General features: G+C 66.1%; 11 protein-coding genes. 5 read left to right on the top strand and 6 right to left on the bottom strand.

Annotation, left to right across the window (positions count from 1 at the left end; genetic code table 11):
- Positions 1–4: 4 nt before the first annotated feature.
- A complete protein-coding gene (locus tag BUQ73_RS07750) occupies positions 5–1,888 on the bottom strand; it encodes a TRAP transporter large permease subunit (RefSeq protein WP_079227308.1) in 1,884 nt (627 codons plus the stop codon).
- Positions 1,885–2,916: a TRAP transporter substrate-binding protein gene (locus BUQ73_RS07745; RefSeq protein WP_079227307.1), complete on the bottom strand. Its 1,032-nt coding sequence runs from the start codon at positions 2,914–2,916 to the stop codon at positions 1,885–1,887. Before BUQ73_RS07745 ends, BUQ73_RS07750 begins: the two co-directional genes overlap by 4 nt.
- Positions 2,917–3,308: 392 nt before the next feature.
- Between BUQ73_RS07745 and BUQ73_RS07740 the strand changes: the two genes are divergently transcribed.
- The 5 genes from BUQ73_RS07740 to BUQ73_RS07720 all read left to right on the top strand — a co-directional run bounded on the left by BUQ73_RS07740 (position 3,309) and on the right by BUQ73_RS07720 (position 8,392).
- Positions 3,309–4,478 carry an acetyl-CoA acetyltransferase gene (locus tag BUQ73_RS07740; protein ID WP_079227306.1) on the top strand — a complete coding sequence of 390 codons (1,170 nt, stop codon included), beginning with the start codon at positions 3,309–3,311 and terminating at the stop codon, positions 4,476–4,478.
- On the top strand, positions 4,475–6,055 hold the full coding sequence (locus BUQ73_RS07735; protein ID WP_079227305.1) for an acyl-CoA synthetase: 1,581 nt from the start codon (positions 4,475–4,477) through the stop codon (positions 6,053–6,055). Before BUQ73_RS07740 ends, BUQ73_RS07735 begins: the two co-directional genes overlap by 4 nt.
- On the top strand, positions 6,052–6,603 hold the full coding sequence (locus tag BUQ73_RS07730) for a hypothetical protein (protein WP_079227304.1): 552 nt from the start codon (positions 6,052–6,054) through the stop codon (positions 6,601–6,603). The genes BUQ73_RS07735 and BUQ73_RS07730 overlap by 4 nt, the downstream gene beginning before the upstream one ends.
- Entirely contained in the window at positions 6,600–6,998 is a 399-nt protein-coding gene (locus BUQ73_RS07725) for a PPC domain-containing DNA-binding protein (protein ID WP_079227303.1), read from the top strand. Before BUQ73_RS07730 ends, BUQ73_RS07725 begins: the two co-directional genes overlap by 4 nt.
- A gap of 68 nt (positions 6,999–7,066) precedes the next feature.
- Entirely contained in the window at positions 7,067–8,392 is a 1,326-nt protein-coding gene (locus tag BUQ73_RS07720; protein WP_079227302.1) for an OprD family porin, read from the top strand.
- Positions 8,393–8,430: 38 nt separating this feature from the next.
- On the opposite strand, the gene cysG is transcribed toward BUQ73_RS07720, so the two are convergent.
- Genes cysG through BUQ73_RS07700 form a run of 4 tightly spaced genes read right to left on the bottom strand, consistent with a single transcriptional unit; the run spans position 8,431 to position 12,830 of the window.
- Positions 8,431–9,822: a siroheme synthase CysG gene (cysG, locus tag BUQ73_RS07715; protein WP_079227301.1), complete on the bottom strand. Its 1,392-nt coding sequence runs from the start codon at positions 9,820–9,822 to the stop codon at positions 8,431–8,433.
- Entirely contained in the window at positions 9,823–11,103 is a 1,281-nt protein-coding gene (gene serS, locus BUQ73_RS07710) for a serine--tRNA ligase (RefSeq protein WP_060485524.1), read from the bottom strand.
- A gap of 30 nt (positions 11,104–11,133) precedes the next feature.
- Positions 11,134–11,508 (bottom strand): fluoride efflux transporter CrcB, encoded by a 375-nt coding sequence (gene crcB / locus BUQ73_RS07705; protein WP_079227300.1) that lies wholly within the window; start codon positions 11,506–11,508, stop codon positions 11,134–11,136.
- Entirely contained in the window at positions 11,505–12,830 is a 1,326-nt protein-coding gene (locus tag BUQ73_RS07700; RefSeq protein ID WP_079227299.1) for a replication-associated recombination protein A, read from the bottom strand. The genes crcB and BUQ73_RS07700 overlap by 4 nt, the downstream gene beginning before the upstream one ends.
- Between the last annotated feature and the right edge of the window lie 5 nt (positions 12,831–12,835).

The raw sequence follows: 12,835 nt of genomic DNA, 5'->3' as shown, positions 1-12,835 counted from the left end.
TCTCTCAGAGGAAACCGATGGAAATCCACGGGAAACAGGCAACGATCGCCAGCGCCACCAGCAGCGCGCCGAGGTAACCCCAGACGCGGCGGATAACGTGGTCGGAAGAGGTCTTGCTGATCGCGCAGGCGGCATAGAAGCCCACCCCCAGCGGCGGTGCGAACAGCCCCACGCCCATGGCCAGGATCACCACCATGGCGTAGTGCACCGGATGAATGCCGAGCAGCTCGGCCAAAGGGAACATCAACGGGCCGAACAGCACGATGGCGGGGATGCCCTCAAGCACACTGCCGAGGATCAGGAAGGTGAGGATGGTCACCACCATGAAGCCGATGACGCCGCCGGGAATGTCCTCGATCAGCTCCACCAGCGACTGCGAGAAACCCGATTGGGTCAGCGCCCAGGCCATCGACGAAGCCATGCCGATGATCAGCAGGATCGCCCCCGACAGCGCCGCCGCTTCCAGCAGCATCGGGTACAGCCGGCGCCATTCGATATGGCGCATGAACAGGTGCATCACCAGGCCCACCAGCACCACGTAGGCCACGCCGATGGTCGATACCTCGGTGGCAGTGGCCGCCCCTTCCAGCACCGCCACGCGAATCAGCAGCGGCAGCGCCAGCGCCGGCAAGGCGACCAGGAAGGTCTTGGCCACCCGCGACAGCGGTGCACGCTCGATGGCCGGGCGTTCATCCTTGCGCGAGCGCCACCAGCACACCACCGCAATGGCCAGGGTCGCCACCACCGCCGGCATCAGCCCGCCGATGAACAGCGCGGTGATCGAGACGCTGCACACCGCGCCGATGGTGATCAGCACCAGGCTCGGCGGAATGGTCTCTGTCATCGCCCCGGTGGCCGACAGCAGCGCCGCCAGCTCTTCAGGCTTGGAACCACGGCGTTTCATTTCCGGGAACAGCGCCGGGGCCACGGCGGCCATGTCGGCGACCTTGGAGCCGGAGATCCCCGACACCAAGAACATCGCCCCCAGCAGCACGTATTGCAGGCCGCCGCGCACATGGCCGAGCAGCGAGGCCATGAAGTCGATCAGCGTGCGCGCCATGCCCGACAGCTGCAGCACCACGCCCAGCAACACGAACAACGGCACGGCCAGCAGTACCATGTGCGACATGCCTTCATCCATGCGCCCGACCACGATCGACAGCGGCGCATGGGTCGCCAGCGCCAGGTAGGCCATGGTCGCGGTGCCGAAGGCGAAGGCGATGGGGATGCCGCCGAACACACAGGCGCCCAGGAGCACCAGGAAGAACACCACCAGGTTGTAGTTGCCCATGGCCGCCAGCAGCGGCTGCGCCAGCCACAATGCCGCCGCCACCGTGCCGACCACGGCCAGCCCGGCCATGAACTGGCGCACCGTGGAGTAGCGCGCCATGCGCGCCACCGCCGCCAGCAGCATCAGCACCGCGCCCACCGGCAAGGCCGCCGCGCGCACGCCATCGGGGATGCCTAGCGCCGGGGTGGTGATCCACATCTGCTCGTGGGAGTGCTGCATGGCCGGCGAGATGATCATGGCCACGAACAGGCAGACGATCAGTGCCGACAGCGTCTCGCTGAAACCACGCCAGGCGTCGGGCAGCTTGTTCACCAGCGCCGACATGCGCATGTGCTCGCCTCGGTCCAGCGCCAGCACCGCGCCGAACATCGCCAGCCAGATGAACAGCGACGAAGCCAGCTCGTCGGACCAGATCAGCGGGCTGTGCAACACGTAGCGGGCAATTACCCCCGCCAGCAGCACGAAGGTCTCGATCACCATCAAGGCGACCGCAATCACGCCTACCAGGCGCATGGCCCAGCTGTTGAGGCAGATCAGCACCCGGGCCGGCAGGCGCTGCGAAACGGTGGAGGCCGGTAGCGCTGGGGCGCGCATCATGCCAGCTTCCCGGAATACTGCTCGAGGATGGCCCAGGCCTGCTCGCCGAACTTGTCGTGCCAGTCGGCGTAGTAGTTGGCGCTGCGCAGCTTGTCGCGGAAGGCATCGGCCGGCGCTTCCACCAGCTCCAGGCCCTGCCCCTTCAATGTATCGCGGGTGCTGCCTTCGAGCTTGGCAAGGTCTTCGCGCTGGCCCATCACCGCCGCGTCGATATGCTTGCGCAGAATCGCCTGCATGTCCGCCGGCAGCCGGGCGAACGAGGCGCTGTTGCCGAGCATCCAGAAGCCGTCCCACACATGGTTGGTCAGCGAGCAGTATTTCTGCACCTCGTACAGCTTGGCCGAGGACACCAGGGTCATGGGGTTCTCCTGGCCTTCGACGATGCGCGTCTGCAGCGCCGAATACACTTCGGCGAAGTTGATGCTCGTTGGCGCCGCTTCCAGGGCGCGGAAGATCGACATGATGATCGGGCTCGGCGGTACCCGCAGCTTCATGCCGCGCAGGTCGTCGGGGCTGGCCACCGGCCGGGTGCTGGTGGTGGTGACGCGAAAGCCGTTGTCCCACATGCGGTCGAAGGCGAACAGCGTGCCGGTCTTGGCGATTTCGCCGCGCACATGCTCGCCGAGCGCGCCGTCCATGGCACTCCACACCTGCTGGTAGTCCTTGAAGGCAAAGCCCACGGCGCTGATCTGCACCGACGGCACCATGGTGCCGAGGATCACCGGCGACAACGAGAACAGGTCCACCGCACCGGAGCGCACCTGGGCAAGGGTGTCGGTGTCGCTGCCCAGCTGGCTGCTGGGGAACACCTGCACGGTCAGCGCGCCGTTGGTTTCTTCCTTGATCGCCTTGGCCATGGCCCGGGCGCGCACGTTCATCGGGTGGCTGATGGGCAGGTTGTTGGCGAACTTGAGTTTGAAATCGGCAGCGCGCGTGTTGCTGCTGTACAGGCCCAGGCCGGCGGCGGCGACCGCGGCCGATGCCATGGAGGCCGTCTTGATGAAGGAACGGCGGGTGAAATCGCTCATGAAGCTCTCCTGACCTATTTGTTCTTATTGATCGAGTGGGATAAGGCGATGGTGACAGTGACATAGCAATAGGGGTGCCACCCTTGGCTGGCTGGGCGAAACGGCGCTCACACCAGCCTTGGTCAGGGCCTAAGCCACTGTTTCACAAGGCATCTGCCAGAGCAGGCGGCGTTGTATCAATTTGTAATGCGGCGCCGGTAGCGCCCCTCGGGATGTAACAGGTGTCTCCCTGGCCTGTCGCCCAGGCCATCAGGGCGACACCTGTAGCACCCACCTGCTACCTGCCGACACCCTCGCCAACGGCCACAAAAGCACGCCCCAGACGCCTTGCCAAGGGGCTGGCACCGTTCTTGCCATCGACCTCGCAAACCCATCGAGCGAGGACTCACCTCATGGATTCACCCCTGATCAGCGGCTGGCACCATGCCCCTTTCGGCAAGTTTCCCGACATCGACCCCGAGCGCATGCTGGCCGACGCCGCCCTCGGCGCGCTGGCCCACGCCAGGCTTGATCCAGAACAGATCGACTCGGTACATGTCGGCCATTTCAACGCCGGGTTCCTGTACCAGGACTTCCCCTCCGCGCTGCTCGCCAACCATATCCCGGCCCTGCGCTTCACCCCGGCGGTGCGGGTGGAAAACGCCTGTTCCACCGGCTCCGCAGCCATCCACTCGGCCTTGCAGGCAGTGCTCAGCGGCCAGTCCCGGCATGCACTGGTGGTCGGTTTCGAGAAGATGAACAGCCTGCCCACCGCCGAGGTCGGCAAGATCCTGCTCAAGTGCTGCTACGCCCGTGAGGAGGCAGATATCGAAAGCGGCTTTGCCGGGGTGTTCGGCAACATCGCCAGCGCTTACTTCGAGCGTTATGGCGACCAGTCCGACGCTCTGGCGATGATCGCCGCCAAGAACCACGCCAACGGCGCCCTCAACCCGTACGCCCACATGCGCCGCGACGTCGGCTTCGAGTTCTGCCGCACGCCCTCGGAGAAAAACCCCTTCGTCGCCGGCCCGCTCAAGCGCAGCGACTGCTCGCTGATCAGCGACGGCGCCGCAGCACTGGTGATCAGCCGTGCCGACCAGCACAGCGGCGATGGCCCGGCGGTGCGCTTTCGCGCGGCGGTGCAGGTCAACGACTACCTGCCGCTGTCGCGCCGCGACCCCACGGTGTTCGAAGGCGCGGCGCGGGCCTGGCAGCAGGCGCTGACCCAGGCACGGCTGACCCTTGATGACCTGTCCCTGGTGGAAACCCACGACTGCTTCACCATCGCCGAGCTGCTCGAATACGAGGCCATGGGCCTGGCCGAGCGCGGCCAGGGCGCACGGGTGATCGCCGAGGGCATCAGCCGCAAGGATGGCCGCCTGCCCATCAACCCGTCCGGTGGGCTCAAGTCCAAGGGCCACCCGATCGGCGCCACCGGCGTGTCGATGCACGTGATGGCGGCCATGCAGCTCAGCGGCCAGGCCGGTGACATGCAACTGCCCCGCGCCGACCGCGCAGGGGTCTTCAACATGGGCGGCGCGGCCGTCACCAACTACGTGAGCATCCTGGAGGCCGTGCTATGACCGGTATCGACAACGTGATGAACCTCGGTGAGCTGCTGGCCCAGGTGGCCCGACGCCTGCCCGAGCAGCCGGGTTTCATCCGCGGCGAGCAGCAGGTGTCGTGGCGCCAGCTGCTGCAACGCGTCGACAGCGTCGCCGCCGCCCTGCGTGCACGGGGCCTGGGCAAGGGCGACCGGCTGCTGGTGCATGCGCGCAACAACCTGCAACTGTTCGAAAGTGCCTGGGTGGCGTTTCGCCTTGGCATGGTCTGGGTGCCGACCAACGTGCGCATCACCCCGCCGGAGGCCGCGTACCTGGGAAGCTCCAGCGGCGCAGTGGCGATGCTCTATGACGAAGGCTTCGGTCATTACGTCGACGCCGTGCGCTCGGCCTCCCCTGCCTTGCAGACGGTCATCGCCATCGGCAGCCCACGTAGCGGCGAGCTGGGCTACGACGCCTTGCTCGATGAGGGCGCGCCGCTGCAAACGGCCTTCCGCCCGGCCGAGGTGCACTATCACGACCCGCTGTGGTTCTTCTACACCTCTGGCACCACCGGCCACCCCAAGGCCGGTGTGCTCACCCACGGCCAGATGGCCTTCGTGGTCAACAACCACCTGGCCGACCTGATGCCCGGCCTGAGCCAGCAGTCGCGCTCGCTGGTGCTCGCCCCGCTGTCCCACGGCGCTGGCATCCACGCCCTGGTCAACGTCGCCCGCGGCGCAGCCTGCGTGCTGCCGGCCGGCGAGCGGCTGGACTGCGACGAAGCCTGGCGGCTGGTGCAGGAGCATCGCATCGACAACCTGTTTACGGTGCCGACCATCGTCAAAATGCTCACCGAAGACCCGGCCGTGGACCGCTATGACCACAGCAGCCTGCGCTACGTGATCTATGCCGGCGCGCCGATGTACCGCGCCGACCAGTGCCATGCCCTGCGCACCCTGGGCAAGGTGCTGGTGCAGTATTACGGCCTCGGCGAGGTGACCGGCAACATCACCGTGCTGCCGGCCGACTGCCACGACGCCGAGGACGGCCCGCAGGCCAAGGTCGGCTCCTGTGGCTACCCGCGCACTGGCATGCAGGTGGCGATCCTCGACGAGCACGGCACCGAGTTGCCCAGCGGCAGCGACGGCGAAATCTGCGTGCGCGGCCCGGCGGTGTTCGCCGGCTACTACAACAACCCCGAAGCCAACGCAGCCTGCTTCCGCCATGGCTGGTTCCACACGGGTGACCTCGGCCATGTCGACGACCAGGGTTACCTGTTCATCACCGGCCGCGCATCGGACATGTACATCTCCGGCGGCTCCAACGTGTACCCACGGGAGATCGAAGAAGCGCTGCTGACCCACCCGGCAGTCAACGAGGTAGCGGTGCTGGGCATGCCCGACGAGAAATGGGGCGAGTGTGGCTGCGCGGTGATCGTCACCACCGCCGAGGTCAGCGACGAACAGCTGCTGGCTCACCTTGAACCGCGCCTGGCGCGTTACAAGTGGCCCAAGCGCTTTGTGCGCTGGCACGAAATGCCGAAGTCCGGCTACGGCAAGATCGTCAAGAAGCACATCCGTGCACTGCTTGAAGCGGGCCAGGAGCAGCCGGCATGACACCGCACTTCGAAACCCATGGCGGCGTGCGCCACTTCATCCATGGCGGCCTGCCGCAGCAGCCGCGCCTGCTCGACTGCGAAGTGGCGCATGGCCAGGAACTGCGCGTCGAGCTGCCGCTGGCCTGCAATGTCGCCGAAGGCCTGCTGGCCGTGCTGCACGGTTGCCGCTACCAGAGCGCGGTGGGGCGCATCCTCTGTGGCGGCGCGGCGCACCTGAGCTACCACCGCATGGTCACCACCCGCGATAGCCAGCGCCCCTACGACTATGGCCAGCCAGTGGTGCTGGACGGCTACATCACCTTCATCAGCGGCGCTCTCACCGTTGGCCGCGATGCCAGCGGCGCGCCGCTACTGCACTGCCACGCAGGCTTCATCGACCGCGACGGGCAGCAGCACGGCGGCCACCTGGTGCTCAACCGGCTGATCGTCGGCAGCGAGCCGCTGGTGCTGCGCCTGTGCCTGTTCGACCAGGTGGCCTACCAGGTGCAGCCGGATGCCGAAACCCAGTTCAACCTGTTGCACCCCGTGCTCAAGGAGGCCTCATGACCCTTGCTCCACACAGCGCCGAGTCGCACGTGCAGAGCGGCCAGCTGGGCCGCCTGGTGGTTGCCCGGCTCAAGCCCAACGAAGACATCATCGACAGCGCCGAGGCGCTCTGTGCCAGCCACGGCATCAACTGCGCCGTGGTCCGTGGCGGCCTCGGCAGCCTGATCGACGGCGCGCTGCACTACCTTGGCCGCCAGGGCATGCAGGATATCCACGTGCCGGGCCCGGGCATCGAGATCCTCAGCCTCAGCGGCGAGGTCATCGCCGGGCAGAGCCGCCTGCAGGCCGTACTTGCCGATGCCGACGGCAACATCTTCGCCGGCCGCCTGCAGCGTGGCCGCAACCTGTCGTTCATCACGGTCGAGCTGACCCTGCAGGAATGGCTGCCCGACTGACCCACCGCTGCACCACGCCCTTTGCGCCCGGACGTTTCGGGCGCCCTTTCGCCTTCAGGAAAACAACAATGACAAGAAAGCCACGCGCGCACCTGTACCTGCTCACCGCCAGCACCTTCGCACTGCCCGCAGCCCAGGCCGCCTTCATCGAGGATGGCAAGGCCAACCTCAACCTGCGCAACTACTACTTCAACAACGACTTCCGCGACCGCCCAGGGTCAGCCGGGCAGAGCAAGACCGCCGAATGGGCCCAAGGCTTCGTGTTCGACTACAAGTCCGGCTTCACCGACGGTACCGTCGGCTTTGGCCTCGACGCCCTGGGCATGCTCGGCGTGCGCCTGGACGGTGGCGCCGGCAACCACCGCGGCAGCTCGATGATCCCCGACGACAGTGATGGCAGCGCCGTGGACGAGTGGAGCCGGCTGGGGCTGACCGGCAAACTGCGTTTTTCGCAGACCGAAGCGCGCTACGGCACGTTGCAGCCGAAGCTGCCAATCCTGGTGGCCAACGACGGCCGGGTGCTGCCGCAAACCTTCGAAGGCGGCATGATCAGCTCGAAAGAAATTGATGGCCTGACCTTGATCGGTGGTCGCCTGGAGCACACTACAGGCCGCAGTTCGACCAACCGCTCAGGCCTGGCCGTAGCGGGCGGCACCCGCCAGAGCAACGAATTCCTTTTCGCCGGCGCGGACTACCAGCTGACCCGCGACCTAAAGCTGCAGTACTACGCAGCGCAACTGCAGGACTACTACATCCAGCACTTTGCCGGCCTGGTGCACACCTGGGCGCTGGCCGACGACCAGTCGCTGACCACCGACCTGCGCTACTTCAAGACCGATGCCGACGGGCGCAACGACTCGGCCAGCGGCCGCGCGGCGGGCTACCAGGTCAGTGGCCTGGGTGATACGCCGGGCAAGATCGACAACGACACCTGGAGTGCCATGTTCACCTACGCCATCGGCGGCCACGCCGTGCTGCTCGGCCACCAGCGGGTGTCCGACAGTGGCAACTTCGTCCAACTGAACCAGGGCAATACCGGTGAAGGTGCCGCCGGGTCGAGCATCTACCTGTTCACCGACCGCCTGGTGACCAGCTTCACCCGTGCGGGCGAGCGCACCACCTTCGGCCAATACAGCTACAACTTTGCAGCGTTGGGCGTACCGGGGCTGGTGGCTTCGGTGGCGTACCTGAAGGGCACGAACATCCGCATGGCGTCCGGGGGAGACGAGAAGGAATGGGAGCGTGACATCGCCCTGGACTATGTGGTGCAGAGTGGGGCGTTCAAGGGGCTGGGCTTTAGCTGGCGCAACGGCATGCTGCGCAGTGGGGTGCCCAGTGAATGGAATCAGGATCAGAACCGGCTGACGGTGAGCTATTCGGTGCCGCTGTTCTAGCTTGAGATTGCCGGGGCTGCTTTGCAGCCCCGACGATTTCAGCTGTTCTGAGAACCTTCAAACCAGGCCAGCTTCTCGCGCAGTTGCACCACTTCCCCGACAATCACCAGGGTCGGCGCATGCACTTCATGCTCGGCCACCAGCTGCGGCAGGTCCGCCAACGTACCGGTAAACACCCGCTGATTGCGCGTAGTCCCCTGCTGCACCAAGGCCGCTGGTGTACTGGCCGCCCGCCCATGGCGAATCAGCTCAGCACAGATGGTCGGCAACCCCACCAGCCCCATGTAGAACACCAGGGTCTGGGCCGGCGCCACCAGGTCATGCCAAGGCAGATTGCTGGTGCCATCCTTGAGGTGCCCGGTGACGAAGCGCACCGACTGGGCATAGTCGCGGTGAGTCAACGGAATACCGCCATAAGCGGAACACCCACTGGCCGCGGTAATGCCCGGCACCACCTGGAACGGGATACCTTGCTCGGCCAGCTCTTCGATCTCTTCGCCACCCCGGCCAAAGATGAACGGGTCGCCGCCCTTGAGGCGCAATACACGCTTGCCCTGCTGGGCGAGGTCGACCAGCAGGCGGTTGATCTGGTCCTGCGGCACGGCATGGTCGGCGCGGCGCTTGCCGACGTAGATACGCTCGGCATCACGCCGGCACATCTCGATGATGGCCGGTGCCACCAGGCGGTCGTACAGCACCACATCGGCCTGCTGCATCAGGCGCAAGGCACGGAAGGTCAGCAAGTCCGGATCACCCGGCCCAGCACCTACCAGATAAACCTCGCCACCCTGCTGCACTGGAGCACCCTCGACCATCGCCTGCAACAGGCGTTCGGCCTCGGCGCCCTGCCCGGCCAGCTGGCGCTCGGCAATCGGCCCTTGGAAGACCGTTTCCCAGAACCCGCGGCGTTGATTGACGTCCGGGTACAAGGCTTTGACCTTGTGCCGGAAGCGCGCAGCCAGCCCGGCCAGTTCGCCATAGGCCGACGGGATCCAGGCCTCCAGCTTGGCGCGGATCAACCGCGCCAGCACCGGGGCGTCGCCGCCACTGGACACCGCGATCACCAAGGGTGAACGGTCGACGATCGCCGGGAAGATCACCGTGCACAGGGCCGGCGCATCCACCACGTTGACCGGCAGGCTCAGCGCCTGCGCATCGGCCGACACCTGGGCGTTGAGCCCAGGATCGTCGGTGGCCGCGATCACCAGCCGGCAGCCGACCAGGTCGGCCGCCTGATAGCCACGCACCAGCACCTCACCGCTACCTTCCCGGGCCAACGCGGCCAGCTGGCCGTCGATGTCCGGCGCCACCACGCGCAGCACGGCGCCGGCATCGGCCAGCAGGCGCGCCTTGCGCAGGGCGATCTCACCGCCACCGACGACCAGTACCCGGCCGCCCTGCAGCTTGTGGAACAGCGGCAGGTAATCCATTTATCGGATGACCTCGACGCCGCCCATGTACGGCTTCAGCACGTCCGGTACGCGGATCGAGCCGTCAGCCTGCTGGTAGTTTTCCAGCACGGCCACCAGGGTACGGCCTACGGCCAGGCCGGAGCCATTGAGGGTATGCACCAGCTCCGGCTTGCCGGTTTCCGGGTTGCGCCAGCGGGCCTGCATGCGGCGCGCCTGGAAGTCACCGCAGTTGGAGCAGGAGCTGATCTCGCGGTACTTGTCCTGGCTCGGCACCCACACTTCGAGGTCGTAGGTCTTCACGGCGCCGAAGCCCATGTCGCCGGTGCACAGGGCCAGTACGCGATATGGCAGTTCCAGCAGCTGCAGCACGCGCTCGGCGTTGGCAGTCAGGCCTTCCAGGGCTTCCATCGACTTGGACGGCTCGACCACCTGGACCATCTCGACCTTGTCGAACTGGTGCTGGCGGATCATGCCGCGGGTGTCACGGCCCGACGCACCGGCTTCGCTGCGGAAGCATGGGGTGTGGGCGACCAGCTTGAGTGGCAGTTGCTTGGCATCGAGGATCTGCTCGGCGACCAGGTTGGTCAGCGAAACTTCGGCAGTCGGGATCAGGTAGAAGTCGGCTTCGCCTTCGCGGGTGATCTTGAACAGGTCTTCCTCGAACTTCGGCAGCTGGCCGGTGCCCTGCAGGGCCGGTGCCTGCACCAGATAAGGGGTGTAGTGCTCTTCGTAACCGTGCTCGCCGGTGTGCAGGTTGATCATGAACTGCGCCAGGGCGCGGTGCAGGCGGGCGATTGGCCCACGCAGCACGGCAAAGCGCGCGCCAGAAAGCTTGGCCGCGGCTTCGAAGTCCAGGCCACCGCTGATTTCACCCAGGGCGACGTGGTCCTTGATCTCGAAATCGAAGCTAGCCGGCGTGCCCCAGCGGCGCACTTCGACGTTGTCGTCTTCGCTGGCACCGACCGGTACACTGGCGTCCGGCAGGTTGGGGATGGTCAGCAGGATGCCATCCAGTTCGGCCTGGATACCGTCCAGTTCACTCTTGCCAGCGGCCAGTTCGTTGGCCATGCGCTCGACGTCTGCCATCAGCGGGGCGATGTCTTCGCCCTTGGCCTTGGCCTGGCCGATCGACTTGGAACGGGCGTTACGCTCGGCCTGCAGCTGCTCGGTGCGGGTCTGCACCGCCTTGCGGCGCTCTTCCAGTGATTCGATGCGCGCGACATCCAGGCTGAAGCCACGGGAGGCCAGGCGATCCGCCACTTCCTGAAGTTGGCCGCGTAACAGTTTGGAATCGAGCATATCGTTCTCTCGTTATGTGTAGGTGTTGGTTCAGAAACGGGTCAGGGACAGGCCGGCCCAGGTGGCCAGGAGCCCGCCCACCACGCTGATACTGGTATAGCCCAAGGCGAGGGGCACTTGCCCACTTTCGATCAGGCGCACGGTATCGAGCGAAAAGGAGGAAAACGTCGTCAGGCCGCCGAGGAAGCCGACGATCAGGCCGGCGCGCAGTTCGACTGGCGCCAGCGGCTTGTGCAGGAACAGGCCATAGAGCAGGCCGATCAGCAGGCAGCCAACCAGGTTGACCGCCAGCGTACCGACATAGAAGTGCCGTGGCCAGTGGGCCGCGACCCAGTTCGCGGTAGCGAAGCGCAACAAGGTCCCGGCAATACCGCCCGCGCTGACCGCGGCAATCAGTGCAATCACGGTTTTCTCCGCTGACGGGGGCTGTTGCGGTCGAGCTCGGCCAAGTGGCGCAGCTTCTCGCCGATCTTCAGTTCCAGGCCTCGCGGCACGGGCTGGTAGTACTGGCGCGGTTCCAGCTCTTCAGGGAAGTAGTCCTCGCCGGCCGCATAGGCATCGGGCTCGTCATGGGCGTAGCGGTACTCTTCGCCATAACCGAGTTGCTTCATCAGCTTGGTCGGGGCATTGCGCAGGTGCAGCGGCACTTCCAGCGAGCCATGTTCGGCCGCTTCGCGCAACGCGGTCTTGAAGCCCACGTACACTGCATTGCTTTTCGGCGCACAGGCGATGTAGGTGATGGCCTGGGCCACCGCCAGCTCGCCCTCCGGGCTGCCCAGGCGCTCCTGCACGTCCCAGGCGGCCAGGCACAGGCTCAGGGCGCGCGGGTCGGCGTTGCCGATGTCCTCGCTGGCCATGCGCACCACGCGGCGGGCGATGTACAGCGGGTCGCAGCCGCCGTCGAGCATGCGGGCGAACCAATACAGGGCGCCATCCGGGTTGGAGCCGCGCACTGACTTGTGCAGCGCAGAAATCTGGTCGTAGAACGCTTCGCCCCCCTTGTCGAAGCGGCGGCGGCTGTCGCCGAGCAGGCTTTGCAGCATCTCGACGTCGATCTCGCTGCCATCTTCGGCCAGGTCCGAGGCGTTCTCGAGGAAGTTGAGCATGCGCCGGCCATCGCCATCGGCGGCGGCCATGAGCATCTTGAAGGCGTCGTCACCGACCCGCAGGTTACGCTTGCCCAGCCCGCGCTCTTCAGTCAGCGCGCGATTGACCAGCTTGCGCAGCGCCGCTTCGTCGAGGCTCTTGAGCACGTACACCCGCGCCCGCGACAGCAACGCATTGTTCAGTTCGAACGACGGGTTCTCGGTAGTGGCACCAATGAACAGCAGGGTGCCGTCTTCCACATAAGGCAGGAAGGCATCCTGCTGGGACTTGTTGAAGCGGTGCACTTCGTCGACGAACAGGATGGTGCGCCGGCCATACTGGCCGGCCTGCTGCTTGGCTACTTCGACTGCCTGGCGGATCTCCTTGACCCCGGCCAGCACCGCCGACACCGTCTCGAAGTGCGCATCGCAGAACTGCGCCAGCAACCGCGCGAGGGTGGTCTTGCCCACCCCCGGCGGCCCCCAGAAGATCATCGAGTGCAGCGCACCCTGCTCCAGCGCCTCGCGCAGCGGTTTGCCACGCGCCAACAGGTGCTCCTGGCCGACGTACTCGTCCAGGTTGGACGGGCGCAGGCGGGCGGCCAGAGGCTGGGCGACGGGTTCGCTTCGAAACAGGTCCATGGCGA

It is taken from the genome of Pseudomonas putida (assembly GCF_002025705.1).
Lineage (GTDB): Bacteria > Pseudomonadota > Gammaproteobacteria > Pseudomonadales > Pseudomonadaceae > Aquipseudomonas > Aquipseudomonas putida_J.
Note: the sequence above shows the minus strand (reverse complement) of the source record. Positions and strands in the feature narration are given on the sequence as shown.

What these genes read in the sequence shown, in the direction of transcription:
- BUQ73_RS07750 (WP_079227308.1), bottom strand. Translation starts at nt 1,888, where the DNA reads ATGATGCGCGCCCCAGCGCTACCGGCCTCCACCGTTTCGCAGCGCCTG.
- BUQ73_RS07745 (WP_079227307.1), bottom strand. Translation starts at nt 2,916, where the DNA reads ATGAGCGATTTCACCCGCCGTTCCTTCATCAAGACGGCCTCCATGGCA.
- BUQ73_RS07740 (WP_079227306.1), top strand. Translation starts at nt 3,309, where the DNA reads ATGGATTCACCCCTGATCAGCGGCTGGCACCATGCCCCTTTCGGCAAG.
- BUQ73_RS07735 (WP_079227305.1), top strand. Translation starts at nt 4,475, where the DNA reads ATGACCGGTATCGACAACGTGATGAACCTCGGTGAGCTGCTGGCCCAG.
- BUQ73_RS07730 (WP_079227304.1), top strand. Translation starts at nt 6,052, where the DNA reads ATGACACCGCACTTCGAAACCCATGGCGGCGTGCGCCACTTCATCCAT.
- BUQ73_RS07725 (WP_079227303.1), top strand. Translation starts at nt 6,600, where the DNA reads ATGACCCTTGCTCCACACAGCGCCGAGTCGCACGTGCAGAGCGGCCAG.
- BUQ73_RS07720 (WP_079227302.1), top strand. Translation starts at nt 7,067, where the DNA reads ATGACAAGAAAGCCACGCGCGCACCTGTACCTGCTCACCGCCAGCACC.
- cysG (WP_079227301.1), bottom strand. Translation starts at nt 9,822, where the DNA reads ATGGATTACCTGCCGCTGTTCCACAAGCTGCAGGGCGGCCGGGTACTG.
- serS (WP_060485524.1), bottom strand. Translation starts at nt 11,103, where the DNA reads ATGCTCGATTCCAAACTGTTACGCGGCCAACTTCAGGAAGTGGCGGAT.
- BUQ73_RS07700 (WP_079227299.1), bottom strand. Translation starts at nt 12,830, where the DNA reads ATGGACCTGTTTCGAAGCGAACCCGTCGCCCAGCCTCTGGCCGCCCGC.